The organism is Holophagales bacterium, assembly GCA_016719485.1.
Classification (GTDB): domain Bacteria; phylum Acidobacteriota; class Thermoanaerobaculia; order UBA5066; family UBA5066; genus UBA5066.
The window spans coordinates 605,744-625,413 of sequence record JADJZB010000002.1 but is presented as its reverse complement, the minus strand read 5'-3'; the positions used below and the strand labels follow the sequence as shown (position 1 = coordinate 625,413).

At 69.2% G+C, this 19,670-nt stretch carries 14 protein-coding genes; 7 read left to right on the top strand and 7 right to left on the bottom strand.

Translation table 11 applies throughout. The features are described 5' to 3' along the window. Positions 1 to 18: 18 nt before the first annotated feature. The 3 genes from hybB to IPN03_02765 all read right to left on the bottom strand — a co-directional run bounded on the left by hybB (position 19) and on the right by IPN03_02765 (position 6,057). Positions 19 to 1,605, bottom strand: coding sequence for a Ni/Fe-hydrogenase cytochrome b subunit (gene hybB / locus IPN03_02775; protein MBK9372674.1), 1,587 nt, complete (start codon positions 1,603 to 1,605; stop codon positions 19 to 21). 11 nt (positions 1,606 to 1,616) lie between these two features. Then, positions 1,617 to 2,393, bottom strand: a complete 777-nt coding sequence (locus tag IPN03_02770) for a 4Fe-4S dicluster domain-containing protein (GenBank protein MBK9372673.1) — start codon at positions 2,391 to 2,393, stop codon at positions 1,617 to 1,619. Between the two features lie 334 nt (positions 2,394 to 2,727). After that, positions 2,728 to 6,057 carry a PD40 domain-containing protein gene (locus tag IPN03_02765; protein ID MBK9372672.1) on the bottom strand — a complete coding sequence of 1,110 codons (3,330 nt, stop codon included), beginning with the start codon at positions 6,055 to 6,057 and terminating at the stop codon, positions 2,728 to 2,730. 101 nt (positions 6,058 to 6,158) lie between these two features. Between IPN03_02765 and IPN03_02760 the strand changes: the two genes are divergently transcribed. After that, positions 6,159 to 7,283 (top strand): RDD family protein, encoded by a 1,125-nt coding sequence (locus IPN03_02760; GenBank protein MBK9372671.1) that lies wholly within the window; start codon positions 6,159 to 6,161, stop codon positions 7,281 to 7,283. 88 nt (positions 7,284 to 7,371) lie between these two features. Here IPN03_02760 and IPN03_02755 read toward each other — a convergent pair whose 3' ends face one another. From IPN03_02755 to IPN03_02740, 4 genes are all read right to left on the bottom strand, one after another. Then, the gene (locus IPN03_02755) at positions 7,372 to 8,001 is read right to left on the bottom strand and encodes a DUF4282 domain-containing protein (protein MBK9372670.1); all 630 of its coding nucleotides are present in this window, start codon (positions 7,999 to 8,001) and stop codon (positions 7,372 to 7,374) included. A gap of 11 nt (positions 8,002 to 8,012) precedes the next feature. Then, positions 8,013 to 10,868, bottom strand: coding sequence for an insulinase family protein (locus IPN03_02750; GenBank protein MBK9372669.1), 2,856 nt, complete (start codon positions 10,866 to 10,868; stop codon positions 8,013 to 8,015). 67 nt (positions 10,869 to 10,935) lie between these two features. Next, entirely contained in the window at positions 10,936 to 12,084 is a 1,149-nt protein-coding gene (locus tag IPN03_02745) for a N(4)-(beta-N-acetylglucosaminyl)-L-asparaginase (protein ID MBK9372668.1), read from the bottom strand. Positions 12,085 to 12,121: 37 nt separating this feature from the next. After that, positions 12,122 to 13,375 carry an MgtC/SapB family protein gene (locus tag IPN03_02740; GenBank protein ID MBK9372667.1) on the bottom strand — a complete coding sequence of 418 codons (1,254 nt, stop codon included), beginning with the start codon at positions 13,373 to 13,375 and terminating at the stop codon, positions 12,122 to 12,124. 298 nt (positions 13,376 to 13,673) lie between these two features. Between IPN03_02740 and hoxE the strand changes: the two genes are divergently transcribed. The 6 genes from hoxE (at position 13,674) to IPN03_02710 (ending at position 19,598) form a co-directional block, all read left to right on the top strand. After that, entirely contained in the window at positions 13,674 to 14,183 is a 510-nt protein-coding gene (gene hoxE, locus IPN03_02735) for a bidirectional hydrogenase complex protein HoxE (protein ID MBK9372666.1), read from the top strand. Next, complete coding sequence (locus tag IPN03_02730; GenBank protein MBK9372665.1) at positions 14,173 to 15,816, top strand: NAD(P)H-dependent oxidoreductase subunit E; 1,644 nt, start codon at positions 14,173 to 14,175, stop codon at positions 15,814 to 15,816. The genes hoxE and IPN03_02730 overlap by 11 nt, the downstream gene beginning before the upstream one ends. Further along, on the top strand, positions 15,813 to 16,568 hold the full coding sequence (hoxU, locus tag IPN03_02725; GenBank protein MBK9372664.1) for a bidirectional hydrogenase complex protein HoxU: 756 nt from the start codon (positions 15,813 to 15,815) through the stop codon (positions 16,566 to 16,568). Before IPN03_02730 ends, hoxU begins: the two co-directional genes overlap by 4 nt. Positions 16,569 to 16,614: 46 nt before the next feature. Next, positions 16,615 to 17,091 carry an NADP oxidoreductase gene (locus IPN03_02720; protein ID MBK9372663.1) on the top strand — a complete coding sequence of 159 codons (477 nt, stop codon included), beginning with the start codon at positions 16,615 to 16,617 and terminating at the stop codon, positions 17,089 to 17,091. 8 nt (positions 17,092 to 17,099) lie between these two features. Beyond that, the gene (locus IPN03_02715) at positions 17,100 to 18,521 is read left to right on the top strand and encodes a Ni/Fe hydrogenase subunit alpha (GenBank protein ID MBK9372662.1); all 1,422 of its coding nucleotides are present in this window, start codon (positions 17,100 to 17,102) and stop codon (positions 18,519 to 18,521) included. 150 nt (positions 18,522 to 18,671) lie between these two features. Next, positions 18,672 to 19,598 carry a hypothetical protein gene (locus tag IPN03_02710; protein MBK9372661.1) on the top strand — a complete coding sequence of 309 codons (927 nt, stop codon included), beginning with the start codon at positions 18,672 to 18,674 and terminating at the stop codon, positions 19,596 to 19,598. Positions 19,599 to 19,670: the final 72 nt, after the last annotated feature.

Sequence of the window (19,670 nt, the reverse complement as noted above, 5' to 3'; positions counted from 1 at the left end):
CTCTCCGGTCCCCGTCCGCTACTCGGCCTTGTGGCAGGGCGAGCAGTCGGCTTCGATGGCGAACGCCGACGTGCCGTCGTGGCAGCCGCCGCAGTGCTTCGTGTCGTGCATCTGCCCGGCGGGAGGGGCTTCCTTGCGGCCCAGGAAGGAGTAGGTGTTCCCGTGGCAGGAGAGGCAGTCGGGCGCGGAGGCGTCGACGTGCGAGGCGTGACGGAAAGAGGCGGGGCCCGGGCTGTCGGGCGCCTGCGGGAAGACGATCTCGGCCGGCGGCGTGAAGCTCGCGAGCGCAGCCGCCAGCTCGGGCTTCGTGGCGGAAGGAGCGGGCGGTCCAGGGTCGACCTCGCGGCGGCGGACGCCGTCGGCCCCGAGCGCGACGGCGCCGAAGAAGGCGAGGGCGACGACGACGAGGGCCGGGACGGGGAGCGAGCGGATCGGCTGGCCGGAGACGTTTCCGCCTGCGGGGACGACGATCGGGCGCGCCTCCTTCATCTCGTGCTCCGGGAAGACCGGGAGGAACTTCACGGCGAGGGCGAAGATGAGGAACCCGACGCCGACGACGGAGAGCGTGACGGCGATCTCGGTGAAGGCGGGAACGTAGATCTGGCCGGAAGAGCGCTCCATGCCGGTGATGGAGACGTTCAGGCGGTTCATGACGACGCCCATGACGATGAGGAGCGCCGCCAGGAAGAGGCCCGTCGTGTGCTTGCGGACCTTCGGGATGGCGAGCAGCACGCCGGGTGCCAGGACGCCGATGAGCATCTCGGCGAGCCAGAGCCGCGACTCGTAGGTCGCCTGGAAGGGGAGCCCGAGGATGCCGCGGTGCCGGAAGTCCGCGAAGCGGATCACCGACGTGAGGGCGAGGATGAGGAGCGCCACGCGCCCGAGAGGGACGAGGAGCTCCATCTCGAGCTGCTTGCCGAAGGCGCGGTGGGAGAGGAAGGACTCGACGATCGTCATCGCGCAGCCGAGGGTGAGCGCCGTGAGGAAGAAGTAGAGCGGGATGAGCGGCGAGTACCAGAGCGCGTGGAGCTTCGTCGGGACGATCAGGTAGAAGGACCCGAGCGAGGACTGGTGCAGCGTCGAGAGGAGGACTCCGAGGACGACGAGAAGCGGCATGATGAAGTGCATCACGTGCAGCGTCTTCGTCATCTTGAAGCGCTCGAGGACGATCGGGCTGAACTCGAGCGCGAGGACCGTCGTGTAGAGCGTGACGCACCAGCCGACCTCGAACATGACCGAGTGCGGGTTCCACATGACGAGCGGGTGCCAGACGTTCCAGGGGCGCCCGAGGTCGTACAGGAGCGCGACGATGACGAGGACGTAGCCGAGGAACGCGGTCAGGATGGCCGGGCGGACGATCGGCCGGAACTTCTCGAGATTGAAGATGTAGACCGTCGCGCTGATCGTGAAGCCGCCGGCGGCGAGGGCGACGCCGCAGAGGATGTCGAAGCCGATCCAGATTCCCCAGGGGAAGGAATCGGAGAGGTTCGTGGAGCCGGCGAGGCCCTGGAAGACGCGGACGACGGTGGAGTAGGTCCCGAGGGCGAGGATGACGAGAAGGACGCCTCGCCAGAACGTGAACCGGGGTACCTCGAACTTGGGCATGGCGTTCACCTTCAGTGCTCCTTCGGCGTCTCGTGGTGGGAACCCTCGGCCGCCTCGACCTCGTCGCGGCGGTTTCGGATCCAGTAGATGCCGCCGAGGAGGACGGCGCTGGTCATGACGATGTCGGGGATGATGTTCAGGACGCGCCAGGTCAGGAACGCGGGCGCCGTGCCGTCGAGGCCGGCCGGGTAGCCGAGCTCCTCGGCCTTGCCGTCGGAGATGATCAGAACCGAGGTCCCGCCAACCTCCTCGATGCCGTAGATGTGTTCGTTGTAGCGGCCCGGGTTCGCGCGGAAGCGCTCTTTCGCCTCGGCGATGAGGGCGTCCCTGTCGCCGAAGGACGTGGCGCCGGTGGGGCAGGCCGTGGCGCAGCCCGTCTTCAGCCCCTTCTCGAGCCGGTCGGCGCAGAGGTCGCACTTCCGGACGAGGGGAGCCTTCTTCTCCCACTCGTACTTCGGGATGCCGAACGGGCAGGCGATCATGCAGTAGCGGCAGCCCATGCACTTCGACTCGTGGTAGATGACCGGCCCCGCAGCCGACTTCTCGAGCGCGGCGACCGGACAGGCCGACGCGCACGACGGCGTGACGCAGTGCATGCACATCCGCCGGACGTAGCGCGGACCGACCTGCTTCACGACGGAGTAGGTCTTGTCGGAGAGCTCGTCCTTCAGGACGTCGTCGGATGTTTTCGGTAGCTTGTTGCGTTCCTTGCACGCCAGCGCGCAGGCACCACAACCGATGCAGCGAGTCGTGTCGAGAAGCAGTCCCTTGGTCTGCGGCTTCAACATGAGCCTCCGTACCCCCCGGGGGCGGACGTACTGCCCGCCCGTGGAGGATCTCGCAAGCCCGGGGCCAAAGTGTTGATGTTTCCCTATCTCTCTCGTGGGGATGAGTTTAGACCCAGTGGCCAGAGTTCTGATAGAGAGCGGGTGTTGCGAATTTAAGCGGTCGGGGTCGGGTCGCTTTTTGCAAGTAACTGCGTTGAAACAACTTGCGCGTTGGGCCCGGAATGTTGAGAAATACTGCTGTTCGTTGAAAATTTCAACGTAGAGAGGCGTTTCCCGACACGAAATCCCCCCGTGCGTGGTGTTTCTCCACGCCCAGGGGGTCGTCTCGATCGAGTCAGCGAGCGACGCGTGGAGGGGAGGGGGCCTTCACCCGCTCGGCAGGCCGGTTCGACAGCGCCTCAAGGAGGATCTCCACACCCTTCTCGAGGCTCGGATCACCGCCGGACAGGCGCTTCTCGGCGGTGTCGAAGACCTCGACGTCGGGAGCGACGCCCTCGTTCTCGACGACCCACCTGCCATCGTGGTCGTAGATGCGGAAGGTCGGAACGTCGACACTGCCGCCGTCCACGAACTTCGCGTTGCCGGAGAGGCCGATCAGGCCGCCCCATGTGCGCGTTCCGACGAGCAGTCCGAGTCCTTCCTTGCGGAAGAAGTACGGAAGGGCGTCGCCGCCCGAGGCGGAATAGCCGTTGATGAGCATTGCCTTCGGGCCGTCGTGCGCGAACCCGGGTGTGCGCATGGCGTCGACGCCGCGGCGGGCCCAGAAGGCGAGCGTCGTCCTCGAGAGCATCTCGATCATGCGGTCGGGAATGAAACCGCCGCCGTTGTAGCGGTCGTCGATCAGGAGGGCCGGCTTGCCTGCCTGTGAATAGAAGAGCTTCTGGAGCATCCGGTTGCCGGCGAGAGCGGTGTCGGGAAGGTGGATGTAGCCGACCCGGCCTCCGGAGAGGCGATCGACGAGGGCCATCCGGCTCTTCACCCAGTCGAGGTAGCGGAGCCCCTGTTCGCTCGCAATGGTCCTCACGGTGACACTCCGGGCGCCCTCGCGCGTGGGCGTCCGGCTCACGAGGAGGGTGACGGCACGCTTCGCCTTGCCTTCGAGGAGACGAAACGGGTTGTCCGCGGTCGTCAGGTCGGTCCCGTCGATGGCGAGGAGGAACTCCCCCTCGGCGACGTTCGCGCCCGGCTCGGTGAGGGGCGAGCGGGAGGCCTCGTCCCAGTTCTCGCCCGGGAAGACCCTCGAGATCCGGAAGCGCCCGGCCGGATCCGCCTCGAACTCGCAACCCAGGAAGCCTCCCGGCACCCGCTCGACCTTCGGGTCGTCTCCGGAAGAGACGTACGTGTGGCCCGCCTCCAGCTCGGAGACGAGCTCGCCGAGGAGGAAGTCGAGGTCGGCGCGGTCCGCGACGTACGGCACGAGCGCTCCGTAGCGGGCCAGGAGGACCGGCCAGTCGACACCGTGGAGCCCGGGGTCGTAGAACCAGTCCCGGACGATGCGGGTCCCGTCCGTCCAGATCTGGGCCCATTCGGTGCCGAGGTCGAGCTTCACGCGAAGTCCGGAGAGGTCGAGCTTTCCGGATCCGGACGAGAGCCCTGCGCGGGCTTCGCAGATGCCACGGTCCTTGCCGGAGTGCCAGAGGAGCTTCTTCCCGTCGGCCGAGAGGGTGTAGGAGGCGACGGAGTCGAGGACCTTCTCCTCTTTTCGCTCTTCCAGGTCGTACCGGGAAAGAGCCTCTTCTCCCTCCTTGCCCCGAAGGTAGAAGACGGCGCCGGCGGATGCGGAGAGGGAGCGGATCTCGTCGGGTATCACTCCCGGCAGGGCGACCGTCCGGGCGACGAAGCCGTCGGCGACGATCTCGACGCGTGTCGGCACGGTCTTCTTCGCCTCGGCTTTCTCGGGCTTTCCCCGGTCCTTTCCGTGCTCCTTCGCCTGCCGCGCGCCGGGTTTCGGGTCATCCTTGCCCGAACCCTCCTCCTTCCCCTTCTCCTCGTCGCTCTTCGGCGGGAAGAGGTGCGGCACGGAAGGGGCCAGGGCGGCCGCGTAGACGCGCGTCGCCTTCGGGTAGACGTAGGAGAACTCGAAGGCGCTGAACGCCGGCGTGAAGTCGCGGTTGGAGAGGAAGAACAGGTACTTGCCGTCGGCAGAGAAGGCGGGCGAGAAGTCGGCCGTCAGGCCGTCGCCGAGGGCGAAGGACTTCCCCGACTCGAGCGCGTGGACCCAGAGGCCCGGGAGGCGGGTCGGGTGGCTCTTCTCGTAGACGAGCCAGCGGGAGTCGGGGGAGAAGGAGTAGACGTCGATGTCCTCGAAGCCGCTCCGGTCCGCGTCGGTCACCTTCGCGGTCGCCACGTCGACGACGCGCAGTCGCTGGCTCCGGTCGCCCCAGGCGATCTTCGTGCCGTCCGGGCTGAAGACGGGGCGGAACTTCCACGGCGCGCCGTCGGTCGTGAGACGGCGGGGTGCGCCGGACCCGTCCTGCGGGCGGATCCAGATCTCGTACTCGCCGGTCTCGTCGGAGAGGTACGCGATCCACTTCCCGTCGCGCGACCAGGCCGGGTCCCTCTCCCGGACGGAGGGCGTCGCCGTGAGATTGCGGGTCGCGCCGTCCTTGCCCGGGACGGAGTAGAGGTCGCCGCGGGCGTCGAGGACGACGCGCGCGCCGCTCGGCGAGAGGGCCGTCCCGGCGACGTTCGGCGACACGTCGCGGAAGGCAGGAACCGTGGCCGCGCGGTCGGAGCCGAGGGTGATCGGGACGCGGGCGGTTTTCTCCGTCGCGAGGTCGAGGGTGAAGAGGAGCCCGCCGTTCATGAAGACGATCTTCCCGTCGCCGAGGCTCGGCCAGAGGACGTCGAATTCCGTGAACGACGTCAGTTTCCGCGTCTCCCTCGTCTTCAGGTCGTGACGCCAGAGGTTCAGGGTCTTCTCGCGGTCGGAGGTGAAGTAGACGGCGTCGCCCCACCACATCGGGAAGTTGTCGGTCCCTTCCCAGGTCGTGAGCCGCTCGGATTTCTTCGCCGCGAAGTCGTAGGTCCAGACGTCCTGCGCCCGTCCCCCCTTCGTTCGCTTCCAGGTCCGGAACTCCCGGTCGACGGGGCAGTAGGCGAGCCTGGTCCCGTCGGGCGAGAAGGAGGCCGAGCCCCCCTCGGGAATCTCCAGAGGAGTCTCGAGGCCCCCTTTCGGGTCGACGAGGTAGTACCGCCCCATGCGGTTGTTCCAGGGAACGCGGTTCATCCGGACGAGGACCTCGCCGTCCTTCGTCCAGCCGAGGATCCAGTTGTCCCAACCGCCGCGCGGGGGGAGCGGCCCGACGTCCGTGGCGAACGTGAGCTGCTTCGGAGGACCGCCCCACGCCGGCATGACCCAGACCTGCCGTGTTCCCGTGTACTCGGCGGAGAAGGCGATCCACTTCCCGTCGTGGGAGAGCTTCGGGAAGAGCTCGAGGCCCGGATGTGCGGTGAGGCGGTGCGCCGCGCCTCCGGACACGGGTGCGCGCCAGACGTCCCCCGCGTAAACGAAGACGACGGCGTCTCCCCGGACGTCGGGGAAGCGGAGGAGTCGGGCCTCGGGCGGGCCGTCGGGCACCGAGGAACGGGCCGGGCCGGCCGGCAGGAGGAGAGCCGCGAGGGACGCGGCCAGGAGCGCGAGGCGGGGGAGGCGGGCCTTCATGGGCCGATTCTGCCCGAGCGCTCCCGGGCCGTCCCTTTCGCTTTCCGGGGTTCTGGTCCATCATCCCCGAAAATCCCGAGAGCTTCAGCGAGGCGGAATCGATGGCTTTCCTGAAAGTCCTGGAATCGCCGGACCCTGCCCTCAAGGACCAGACCATCCCGCTCGCGGGAAAAGAGGTCCTGATCGGAAGGGGCAAGGAAAACAGTCTCGTCCTCGAGGACCACGCGGTCTCGCGCCACCACGCCCGGATCGTGGAGGAGCCGGACGGGCACATCCTCGTCGACAACAACAGCGCGAACGGCAGCTGGGTCAACGGCCAGCGGGTCACCGAGCAGCGCCTGAAGCCGGGGGACCAGATCCGCGTCGGCAAGACGGTCTTCGAGATCCAGGGCGTCTACGACCCGGAGGGGACGGCGCTGCTGGACGTGCAGGGAATGGGAATCCCGATGAAGCCCGCGCCCGCTCCGGCCCCGGCGCCCCCGGCGCCCGCGTACGTGCCGCCCTCCGCCCCGCCGCCGCCGCGGCCCGTCGCCCCGGCCTACGAACCGACCCCGGCCCCGGAGCCCGTGCCGATGCGCCGGCCGGCGCCTCCTCCGACGCCGATCCCGGGCCCGACTCCCATTCCCTCCCGGCCCGCGCCGCCTCCGGCTCCGGTGGCCGCGCCGCGCCCGGCGCCGATGCCGCCTCCCGCGCCGGCCCCGATGTCCTCCCGTCCGGCGGCCGTGCCTCCCGCGCCGATGCCGGCTCCCGCGCCCCCCGCCTACTTCGGCGACGAAGCGCCGATCGAGGGAGAGCCCGCGGGCTTCTGGATCCGGTTCCTCGCGTACCTGATCGACAGCGTCATCATCTCGGTCCTGATGGGCATCATCTGGGCCCCCACGATGTTCCTCACGATGCGCTCGGCGATGAGCGAGGGAGGGCCAGGGCCGCTCGCGGCGATCCTGCCCTTCCTCTCGTTCCTGCTCACCATGGCCGCGTCACTCGGCTACATCCTCTGGTTCTGGGCGAACAAGGGGGCGACCCCCGGCAAGAAGATGCTGGGCCTGCGGATCGTCCGTGAGGACGGCGAGGAGCCGCTCGGGTGGGGCACCGCGTTCATGCGCCTCGTGGGCTACATGGTCAGCGGTTTCATCCTCTACATCGGGTTCCTGATGATCGCCTTCAACCCCGACAAGATGGGCCTCCACGACAAGATCGCCAAGACCCGGGTCCTGAAGATCAAGTAGCGCCTCCCGTCCCCTTCCATCGAACGGCAGAAGGCCGGGCCCGTGGGCCCGGCCTTCGTGCTTCCAGGGCGGTGAATGCGAGGCCGGGTCAGCTCTTGGGGAGCTTCTCCCGGATCTGGAAGAGGACGAGGACTCCCTCGAGGAGCACGCGCATGAGCGCGAGGTAGAGGGCGGCAAAGAGCGGCCCGACGACCATCATCACGAAGCCGGTGACGACGACGAAGAAGACCCCGAAGCGAATTCCCTCGAACATCGTCTTGAGGCCCGAGAGGATCCCGCCGAGAGCGGCGAGGCCGCAGAGGATCAGGATGACGACGTAGAGGAGCCGGACGAGCCTGGGGGCTATGAGTCTCTCGAACTTGAGGTCGAGGAGCCCCTTCAGGGCGCCCGCGTCCTCGGTCATGATGCCCTGGGCGGCCGCACCGGCGGCGGATGCCCTCTCCGCTGCGGGGTGCATCACCCGGGGAGCCGGGGCCGGCTCGGGGGTCGGGTCCGGGGCCGCAGTCCGTGCGGGAGCCGGGGCCGGAGCCGGGGCGGGGATGTCGGCGACGCGGAACGACGGGAGCGTCTTCGGGTCGGTCCACGACCCGAGCGCCTCGTTCCAGACCATGACCTGGCGTCCGGCGTACTGCGAACAGATCTGCCGCACCTGGCCCATGTCCTGCTCGCCGTCGAGCTGGCGACCGTCCACGGCGACGAAGAACTTCTCTTCGGGCATCTCCACTCCTTTCAGCGTGCGAAGACGTCGGCGACGGGTGTGACGCGGATGCGTTCGGTGGTGAGGCCGAGCTTCCTCGCTCCGATGATCTTGTCCTCCGCGAGGACCTCCGGGGGTTTGGGCGCATCGTACGCGATCGTGGCGGGTTCGGAGGAGAGGAGCTGCTTCTTCAGCCCCTCGGCGTCCTTCGTGATGAAGACGACCGAAAGCTTCTCGGCCGAGAGGTGCCTGCGGATCGCCTTGTTCACCTCGGCGCGGGTCAGCTTCGCGAGGCGCTCGCGCATGTGGGGGACGTAGTCGCCGGTGCCGTACCACCTCGAGTCGAGGGCGGTCCCGAGGTCCTGCCCCTGGGTCGAGGTGAGGAGGTAGACGTTTTTCATCAGGTAGTCGCGGGTGGCCTGGAAGTCGGCCTCGGAGATCCCCTCACGGATCAGCCCGTCCAGCTCGTGGAGTGCGATCTTCAGGGCCATCGGGCCGCTGGCGGGAACGACGGGGCGGATCCAGACCTCGAAGAGCTGCGCACGGCGCGCGACGTTCGGTTCGGGGAAGAAGCGGTACATGCCGCCGGGGAAGGCCTCGATGTAGGCGTAGTCGCCGTAGTTCATGCCGCGCAGCTCGCGGATGCGCTGGTAGAGGTGCGACATGGACGAGCGGTGCTCGCCGAGATGGGCCCGCGCGACGGAGAGGGCGGCGAAATCGGGGTGCGAACGGGTGACCGCGATCGGGAGCCCGAAGGAGATCGCCGTGGCCCGGGTCTCCTTCTGGACGATCTCCACCTCGAGGTCCTGCGGCGCCCGCCCCGCGACGCCGGCCGGGGCCGGGAGGGCCGGGCCCTCGGGGAGCCCGCCAAGCCGCGAGAGGAGGCGGGCCTTCAGGTCGGCCGGGACGTCGCCCGCGAGGCCGACGGTCAGGGCGGCACGGGTGTAGGCCGCCTTCCAGAAAGACTTCACGTCGTCGAGCGTGATTGCCTCGATCCCGGCGAGCGTGCCGAGCGAAGGGTGGGCGTAGGGCGTGCCGGCGAAGACGACGGCCTGGAGGCGCTCCTTGCCGAGCTCCTCCTCGTTGTTGGCGATGAGATCCTGGGCCAGGGCGTTCTTCTGGGCGTCCTTCAGGCGGCGGAAGTCCTCCTCGCGAAAGCCGGGTGCCAGAAGCTGCGGGAGGACGATGTCGAGGAAAGCGCCGCCGTTGTCGCGGTGGACGCTCCCGGTGAAGACGGTCATCTCCTTGTCGACACCGGCCGAGAAGCCCGCGGCCATCGGGAAGAGGGCCTTCCGGATCTCGTCGATGCCGGCGTCCTTCGAGCCGGCCTCGGCGACCATCGAGGCGGTCAGGGTGGCGAGCCCCTCCTTCCCCTTCGGGTCGTGGGCGGAACCGGCGGCGAAGAGGAGCTTGAAGGAGACCTGCGGAAGCGGCGAGGGGCGTTCGACGACGGCCAGCCCCGCGGGAGCCGCGGTCGCGGGCGCGAGCGTCGCGAGGGCGGGGAGCTGGGCGAGGGCGGGAGGGGGTGCTTCGTGCGAGAGGGTCGTCAGGACGAGCCCGGCGTCGGTGAAGTACTTCGCCGCGGCGGCGCGGAGGTCCTCGGGGGTGAGCGTGGCGTAGACGCGGAAGATCTCGTTGAGCGTGCCGTACTCGCGGCGGAAGCGGACGAAGCGGGCGAGGATTCCGCCGATCGCGTCCGTGTTGTCGAGGCCCCTCACGATGCCGTAGCGCGCGTTCGACTTGGCGTCGGCGAGGCGGCGGGCCGGGACCGGCTCGACACGGAGCGTGGCGAAGGTCCGGAGGATCTCGTCCCTCACGGCGACCGCGTCCTCGAGCTTCTTCACGCGCGCCCCGGCCACGAGGAGCTGCGGGTCGGCGCTCGACGGGAGGTAGGGGAAGAGCTGGTCGACCTTCTGCTCGGTCTCGACGAGCTTCTTGTAGGCGTCGGACGTCGGGCCGAAGGCGAGGTCGAGGAGGACGTCGAGGGCCGCCCAGTCCTTCTCGGTGGTCGAGAAGGCGGGGCCGCGGAAGGCGACGGCGACCCAGGGGAGGGTCGGCGTCGTCCACGGGACGTGGACCGTCTTCGGGCCGCTCGGCGGGGGCTCGACCGGGATCTCGACGCTGTAGCTGCCGCGCTTCCAGCTGCCCCAGTACTTCTCGACGAGCGGGAGGACCTTCGCCGGGTCGACGTCGCCCGCGACGATGACGGTCGTGTACTCGGGGCGGTACCAGCGGTCGAAGAAGGCCTTCGAGTAGGCGAACTGGTTGGGCATGTCCTCGATGTCCCTGAGGAAGCCCATCGTCGTGTGCTTGTAGGTGTGCTTCGTGAAGGCGGTGTCGCGCATCGCCTCGAAGAGCTTCGACATCGGGTTCGCGCTGTTCTTGTTGTACTCGCCGAGAACGGCGCGGGACTCGGTCTTGAACGCGGCCTCCGGGTAGTCGAGGTTCTGGAAGCGGTCCGCCTCGATCTCGAGGACCTTCTCGAGGTCCTCCTTCGCGAAGGTCGTGTGGTAGTTCGTGTAGTCGTCCGTCGTGTAGGCGTTCTGCCGCGCGCCGGCCTTCGTGAGGATCGCCTGGTACGCGGCGGGCGGGTAGGCCTTCGTCCCGCGGAACATCATGTGCTCGAAGAAGTGGGCGAAGCCCGACTTGCCCGGCTCGACCTCGTTGCGCGACCCGGTCTGCACCGGGATCTGCAGGGAGACGAGGTTCGGGAAACCCGTCGGCACGACGATGACCCGAAGACCGTTCGGGAGGGTCTTCTCGGTGGCCTGGAAGGGGAGGAGGTCTGTGGACATCTCGGGACCTTTCGGGACGGGGGTGGCCGCGAGGGCGCTCGCCGCGAGGGCGAAGGCCAGGGCGGGGACGATCGGGGCGGAAAGTCGGTTCATCGGTCTCCTCGTCGGCACGCCTCGGCGCGCCGGTGGTCGGTCGGAGGGCCCCCCGGGACGGGGCCGGTCAGGAATCCTTCTTGTAGAGGTATGCGCTGTCGAGCGCCCGGACGCCTCCGGCGTCGCCGGTGACGTACTTCGAATCACTCCAGATCGCGGCGCCGGCCGTCCGGCCGGCGGCGTCGACGCAGTAGAAGTTCACGTTGAAGGTCGGCCGCCCTTTCGCGTCGCGGTGCCGCGGCACGAGATGGGTCTTCTCGGCGATGCGCTTCAGGGCCCTGAGGCACGCTTCCTCGGGGGCGAGGCCGTCGCGCAGGTACTCGACGACCGTGTGGGAGCCGCAGGTGAGGAGGTTCGCCTCGCCGCGGCCCGTCGAGCCCGCGGAGCCGACGCCGTTCTCGGCATACAGGCCGGCGCCGACGACGGGCGAGTCGCCGACGCGCCCCGGGATCTTGAAGAAGAGCCCCGAGGTCGTCGTGACGCCCGCCAGGTCTCCCTTCTCGGACCGGATCGAGAGGTGAATCGTCCCCTGAGGCCGGAAGATCCCCTCCCCGTACTTCTCGAGGAAGCGCTTCACGTCGGGGTCCTCGGCGTCGCGGGCCGCCTCGATCCAGTCGTCGAGGTCGGAGAGGCGGTTCTTCCAGTGAAGCCAGATCTTCCGGGTCTTCTCCGTGAGAAGGCTTTCGTCGGGGAAGCCGTGCGCCGTCGCGAACCGGCGGGCTCCCGTGCCGACGAGGAAGACGCGGTCGGTGCGCTCCATGACGAGACGCGCGACCTTCGACGGGGTCTTCACGCCGGTCAACGCCGCGACGGCGCCGGCCCGCATCGTCCGGCCGTCCATGACGGCGGCGTCCAGCTCGACGACGCCCTCCTCGTTCGGGATGCCGCCGTAGCCCACGGTCACGTCGTCCGGGTCGAGTTCGGCGACGTTGACGCCGGCGATCGCTGCGTCGAGAGGGTCCTTCCCCTGGATCAGCGCCTGGCGTGCCACCTTCGCCGCTTCGAGTCCGTTGGCGGAAGTGACGATCGCGAATCCGGCTCCTGCGGGTGCAGGAGCGGCTGTCGCGGCCTGGGCGGCGAGGTCTCGCGGCAGGAGCGCGGCCGCTCCGGCGAGCGCGGCCGTCCCGAGGAGCTGGCGGCGGGAAAGAGGGGAGTCGGTCATCGCGTCCCTTTCTGGAAGTGCGGCTCGTCGCGCCCGGCCGACGAACGCCCGCATTGTCTCCCGCCGCGCGCCGCGAGGGCCCGTTGCCGGGTCAATAGAGAACGAGACCGGCCAGGCTCGCGAGGGCGAGCGCGACGAGGCCGGCCCCGGCCAGGCGGCGGAACGTGCCGGTGCCGAACCCGACCGCCAGCGCGAACTTCAGGAGCGTGTTCGCGAGGACACCGACGGCGAGCGCCCGCGCGGCGAGGAACGGCCCGGTCGTGCCCTGGCCCAGCTTGTACATCGAGTAGATGAGGGCGTCGACGTCGAGGAGCCCCGCGAGGGCGGAGGAGACGAGGAGCCCCTGCGAGCCGAAGGCGCTGCGGGCGGCGTTGACGGCGTAGAGGACGACCTGGAACGCCGCGACCATCTGAAGGGCCGCGGCGAGGCGAAGGGGGTTGCCGGGTCCCGACGCCGACGCAGATTCGGCCGGGCGGCGCAGGAGGAGGAGGATCACCGCCAGCCCCGCGACCATCGGCAGGGAGAGGAGGGGGAGGACCTCCCGCCCGATCTCGGGACTCAGAAGGCCGGCGAGGATCGCGACCCGGAACGGGACGAGCGAGCAGGCGGCGACGACGCCGACGGCGAGAGGGGCGCCGGCGGCTCCCGCGTTCCGGCTCTCGCGCGAGAACGTGAGCGTGACCCCCGTCGAGGAGACGAGCCCGCCGAGGAGGCCCGCGAGGCCCCAGCCCTTCTCCGGGCCGGCCCAGCGCACCGCGACGTACCCGACGAACCCTATGCCCGAGAAGATCAGGATCAGGGCCCAGAGCTCCTGCGGGCGGATTCCCGGCGCCGGGCCGAAAGGCCCGGCGGGGAGGATCGGAAGGACGACGAGGGCCAGGACCGCGAAACGGGCCCCTGCGGCGATCTCCTCGGAGCGGAGCCGCTCGACCGCCGCGTGCATCCAGGTCTTCTCGGCCAGCACCAGGGCCGTGAGGGCGGCGATGGCGCTCCCGAGGACGATGCGGCCCGAGCCCGAGAGCCAGCCGGAGCCGAGGACGGCGAGCGCCGCCACCTCCGTCGTCGCGTCCAGGTCGCCTGCGATGGCGTGGATTGCGAACGCGGAGACGACGAGGAGGGCGGCGGCGGCGAGGAGCAGCGGCCCCGCGGCCGCGACCCCGGACGCCGCGAGCTCGGCGGCGATGCCGGAAACGAGCCCGAGGAGAAGGAACGTCCGGACCCCCGCGAATCGCTTGATGCCGCCCGCGGCTCGCGCCGACCACTCCCTCTCGACGCCGACGGCCAGGCCGCCGAGGGCGGCGACGAGAAGCCGGGGCAGCTCTTCGAAGGGGAGGGAGGCCGTCACACGATCCTCGATTGGCAGATCAGTTTACGCCTCGCGCGAAGCCGGGTCGGCGGCGCTGGCCGCGGGGCAAAGCTGCGGGTCGAGGAATCCCCGTGGGGTCGTACCGCGGCCGTGGCCGGTCGAAAAACGTACAGCTTAGCGCAACAGCAGGTGTTCACAAAGCGACGATGCAGCTTCCCATCGAGGCGTGAGACGAAGTCGCGTGCTAGCCTTTCGGACGTGATTTCCCCCGGATTCGAACGCTGAGTGCGGCCCTGCGCGGGGCCGCACTTTTCGTTTTTCGGGGGGGAGGAGAAGCATGACACCGGAACCTGCGAAGGCAGCCCCCGCGCCGAAGGACAACCGCTGGCGCCTCGTCGAGGCGACGATGCGGCGGCACGGGCACAAGTCACACGCACTCATCGAGGCGCTCCACAGCGCCCAGGAGTCCTACGGCTTTCTCGAGGAGGACGTGCTCCGCATGGTGGCGACGGAGCTGCGCCTCCCCCTCTCGAAGGTCTACGGCGTGGCGACGTTCTACAACTTCTTCACGCTCAAGCCGCAAGGTCGGCACACCTGCGTCGTCTGCACCGGCACGGCCTGCTACATCAAGGGGGCCGACCAGATCATGAACGTCCTGGAGAAGAAGTTCGATCTGAAGTCCGGGACCACGTCGCCCGACGGACAGGTCTCCGTCCTCACGGCGCGCTGCATCGGCTCCTGCGGCCTGGCCCCCGCCGCCGTCCTGGACGGGGCGGTGGCCGCCAAGCTGACGCCGGCGCAGCTCGTGGCGAAGGTCGAGGAGTGGATGAGCCATGATCAGCATTGAAGACCTCTCCCAGATCTCCCAGGCCGAGCGCGACGCCCGGGACGCCATCGGGCACCAGATCAACGTCTGCGTGGCGGCGAGCTGCCTCTCCCTTCAGAGCGACAAGGTCAAGGAGGAGCTCGAGAAGGCGGTCGAGGCGAAGGGAAAGAAGGACTGCTGCAAGGTCCGCGGCGTCGGCTGCATGGGCCTCTGCGCGGCCGGTCCCCTCGTCGCCGTCGAGAAGGAGAAGGTCCTCTACCAGGGAGTGACCCCCGAGGACGCTCCCGCCATCGTCGACGCCCTGGGCGGCGAGCCGGTGGCGCGGATACAGGGGGACCTGGAGGCGCCGTTCTTCGCCCGGCAGCAGAAGATCGTCCTCGAGAACTGCGGCCGGATAGACCCGGAGCGGATCGAGGAGTACATCGCGGCCGACGGGTACCTCGCGCTCATCGACACGCTGACCGCGATGACGCCGATCGGCGTCGTCCAGCAGGTGACGCGATCGGGCCTGAGGGGCCGCGGCGGTGCGGGCTACCCGACGGGGCTCAAGTGGGCCACCGTGAACAAGTCCCAGGGGACGAGGAAGTTCGTCATCTGCAACGGCGACGAGGGCGACCCGGGCGCGTTCATGGACCGCGCCGTGCTGGAGAGCGACCCGCACCGGATCCTCGAGGGGATGGCGCTCGCCGGCTACGCGGTCGGCGCGTCCCAGGGCTTCGTCTACGTCCGGGCGGAGTACCCGCTCGCGATCAAGCGCCTCAAGCTCGCGATCAAGCAGGCCGAGAAGATGGGCCTCCTCGGCGCGAGCATCGGCGGGACGACGTTCGGCTTCAACGTCGACATCCGGCTGGGCGCCGGCGCGTTCGTCTGCGGCGAGGAGACGGCGCTCATCTCCTCCGTCGAGGGCGGGCGCGGCACGCCGCGCCCCCGGCCCCCGTATCCCGCGGAGTCGGGGCTCTGGGGCTACCCGACGCTCATCAACAACGTCGAGACGCTCGCGAACATCCCGACGATCCTGCGCAACGGCCCCGAGTGGTTCGCCAGGATCGGCACGGCCAAGAGCCGCGGGACGAAGGTCTTCGCCCTCGCGGGCGCGATCACCAACACCGGCCTCATCGAGGTACCGATGGGGATGCCGCTGCGCGAGATCATCTTCGACATCGGCGGGGGCGTCCCCGACGGGAAGGCGTTCAAGGCCGTCCAGACCGGAGGCCCCTCGGGCGGCTGCATCCCGGAGTCGGGCCTCGACATGCCGTGCGACTACGAGTCGCTCGCCAAGCTCGGCTCGATCATGGGCTCCGGCGGGATGATCGTCATGGACGAGACGTCGTCGATGGTCGACGTCGCGAAGTTCTTCATGGAGTTCTGCATGGACGAGTCGTGCGGCAAGTGCGTTCCCTGCCGGGTCGGCACGGCGCAGATGCACGAGCTCCTCCGGCAGATCTCGGCGGGCGAGGCGACCGCGCGCGAGCTCGCGCTCCTCGAGCACCTCTGCGACGTCGTGAAGTCGACGAGCCTCTGCGGCCTCGGCCAGAGCGCCCCGAACCCGGTCCTCTCGACCCTCCACTACTTCCGCGACGAGTACGAGTCGAAGATCGCGGCCGGGGAGGCCGCAGCGGCAGGCCACGCCCCGCCGGCGGGAGGTGCCGCGTGAGCGGCCGCCCGAGCGCCAAGCCCGCGGCCGGCGCGCCGTCGAGCAAGGTCAAGACCCTCACCATCGACGACCGGCTCGTCTCCGCCCGCGAGGACGAGTCGATCCTCGACGCTGCCCGCCAGAACGGGATCCAGATTCCGACGCTCTGCAACCTCGACGGCCTGACGCCCGTCGGCGCCTGCCGCCTCTGCATGGTGGAGGTCAAGGGGTCCAGCAGGCTCTTCGCCTCCTGCGTGACGATGGTCGGCGAGGGGATGGAGGTCGTCACCGACTCCGAGCGCCTCCAGAAGTACCGCAAGACGATCGTCGAGCTCCTCTTCTCCGAGCGAAACCACGTCTGCGCCGTCTGCGTGTCGAACGGGCACTGCGAGCTGCAGAACCTCGCGCAGACCCTCGGCGTGACGCACCTGACGGTGCCGTATCTCCACCCGAAGCTGCCGGTCGACGCCTCGCACGAGCGCTTCGTGAACGACCACAACCGCTGCGTCCTCTGCCAGCGCTGCGTCCGCGTCTGCGGCGAGGTGGAGGGAGCGCACACCTGGGACCTGCGGGGCCGCGGCATCGACACCCGGGTCATCACCGACCTCAACCAGCCCTGGGGCTCCTCCGAGACGTGCACGGGGTGCGGCAAGTGCGTCCACGTCTGCCCGACCGGCGCGCTCACGGAGAAGGGAAAGTCGATCCGCGAGATGGCGAAGCAGTCCCGCTTCCTGCCGTACCTGACGATGATGAGGGAGGACCGGAGTGAGTAAGGTCAGGCTCGCCACGGTGTGGCTCGACGGCTGCTCCGGGTGCCACATGTCCTTCCTCGACATGGACGAGCGGATCCTCGAGATCGCCGCCCGCGTCGAGGTCGTCTACAGCCCGCTCGTCGACCTGAAGGAGTTCCCGGCCGACGTCGACGTGACGATCGTCGAAGGGGGCGTCTCCAGCGAGGAGGACCTCCACAAGATCCGGATGGTGAGGAGCCGGACGAAGCTCCTCATCGCCCTCGGCGACTGCGCCGTCACGAGCAACGTGCCCGGCATGCGGAACACGTTCAAGGTGGACGACGTGATGAAGAGGGCCTACTTCGAGAACGCCGACCTGAAACAGCAGGTCCCGTCCGACGTCATTCCGAAGCTCCTGCCCAGGACGCGGCCCGTACACGAGGTCGTCCCTGTCGACGTCTTCCTCCCCGGCTGCCCCCCGCCGGCCGACGTCATCTTCGGCGCGCTCGTCTCTCTCCTCGACGGGACGACGCCCGACCTGTCCGGCACGCGGTTCGGACGCTAGGACACGCCATGGGAAAGACGATCACGATCGACCCCGTCACCCGCATCGAAGGCCACTCGAAGATCACGCTGAAGCTCGACGACGCCGGTCACGTCTCCGACGCCCGGTTCCACGTCACCCAGTTCCGCGGCTTCGAGAAGTTCTGCGAAGGGCGCCCGTTCTACGAGATGCCGGCGCTCATGGCCCGGATCTGCGGGATCTGCCCCGTCAGCCACCTCGTCGCCTCCGCGAAGGCGTGCGACGCCATCCTCGCCGTGAAGATCCCCGAGACGGCCGCGATGCTGCGCCAGGTCCTCAACCTGGCGCAGATGATCCAGTCGCACGCGCTGAGCTTCTTCTACCTCTCCTCGCCCGACCTCCTCCTCGGCTTCGACTCCGACCCGGCGAAGCGGAACATCTTCGGCGTCCTCGAGAAGAACCCCCGGGACGCGCGCGACGGGGTCCGCCTCCGCCGCTTCGGCCAGCAGGTCATCGAGACGCTCGCCGACAAGCGGATCCACCCTTCGTGGCTCGTCCCCGGCGGCGTCGACCAGGCGCTGACGGCCGACAAGCGCGACCTCGTCCTCTCCTGGCTCCCGGAGTGCTACGAGATCATCGGCCGCACGCTCGAGCGGACGAAGCAGTCGCTCGAGGGGTTCCGGGAGGAGATCCGGACCTTCGCGAACTTCCCGAGCCTCTTCATGGGGCTGACGACGGCCGAAGACAAGCTCGAGATGACGGACGGCGTCCTGCGCATCGTCGACGCGAATGGCAAGGTCGTCGTCGACAACGCCGATCCGTCGACCTACCGCGAGCTCATCGGCGAGGCCGTCGAGCCCGACTCCTACCTCAAGAGCCCGTACTTCAAGCCGTCCGGTTACCCGGGCGGGATGCTCCGGGTCGGGCCGCTCGCCCGCATGAACGTCATCGACGGCATCGACACGCCGCGCGCGAACGAGGAGTGGGCCGAGTTCCGCTCCCTCGAGCGAGGGGCGGTGCTGTCGTCCTTCCACTACCACTACGCCCGTCTCATCGAGATCCTCTTCGGTCTCGAGCGCATCGAGCAGCTCCTGCACCATCCCGACATCCTCTCGAAGCAGGTCCGCGCCCACGCGCGACCGAACAACTTCGAGGGAATCGGGGTGTCGGAGGCTCCGCGCGGGACGCTCATCCACCACTACCGCATCGACGAGAACGGCCTGATCGAGTGGGCGAACCTCATCATCGCGACCGGCTTCAACAACCTCGCGATGAACCGCGGGATCCTCCAGGCGGCGCGGCACTACATCGGCAGCCAGGAGATCCAGGAGGGGATGCTCAACCGTGTCGAGGCCGTGATCCGCAGCTTCGATCCCTGCCTCTCCTGCTCGACCCACGCCGTGGGCGCGATGCCCCTCGTGGTCGAGCTCAGGGACGCCGATGGTCGCCTGCTGGATCGGAAGGCGCGCTGACCGTTCCACGTCCTCAAATGGTGTCCGCGAGCGGGCGCGGGCGGGACGGTGGTCCCGCTCGCGCCCCTTCCTCGGGGCGCCCGCCGGGGGGCGGGCCCCCCCCCGCCGCCCCCCGGCGCCGGGCGCTGCTAACATCCCCGCGAGAATCCGATGACTCGTCCCGGAATCGAGCCGTTCCTCCCGTGTGCCCCGGAGCTCGTCCGCGAGGTCCGGTTGCTGGCCGTCGGCGGGCACGAGCGGTTCGAACGCGAGGTCTGGGCCCGTCTCCCTGAAGCGGCCGTGCCAGGCGTCACGCCGAACCCGTCGTACCACAACGAACGCCACGTGGCGGCGGTGTGCGACGGCGTGGAGTCGATCTTCACGGCGCTCCAGGCCGGCTCGGACCCCTTCGGCATCGCCCGGGACGCCCGCCGGTGGGCGGAGTCGACAGGTCAGCCCGAACCGGATCTCGAGGCTCTCCGCATCGCGTTCGGCGTCGCGTTCGCGTGCCACGACCTCGGGAACATCGCCGCATCGACCCGGATCTCCCTGGACGGAGGCGGGCTCGGCCTCGAGCACGCGCGGCTCTACGACTCGTCCGCCCTCTACGGAACACCCGCCGTCGAGATCCGGAGCGCCGCGATCGCCCATGCCCTCCTCGTATCCAAGGGCGGGGAGTGCGGCCGTGTGCCGGCCCTGGCGCGCCTGGTCGAGCACCTCGTCCTCCAGACCGTCTTCCACTTCGAGAAGGTCTCCGACGACGCGCCCTTCTGGTCCCCGATGCAGGTCATCGACATGATCGGCTCCTACTTCTTCCTGTCCGTCCCGCGGCTCGAGGCCATCGCCGGCCTCTTCGCCGAGATGCGGGTCCAGCGGCCCGGCTCGATCCCGGTCCTCCCGTTCCTGACGTCGCTGGAGGAGCGATTCGAGAAGCTCGTCGCCGACCCCGGGGCCCGCAGGGACGTCGTCGCGGCGTTCGAGAGGAACTCCTTCGGACGCACTGCCGAGTCGGTCTTCGCCGTTCCGGACCGATTCCGCGGGATGAGCCGCCCGGTACCGTACGAGGAGGCGATCGCGGCGCTCCTGGCACCGGACTGAATTCCTCCCCTGAAAAGGCTTCCTCCGGCCCTTCCCGCCCCCTAAACTCGGCGTCCGGCCGTGAACGAAGCT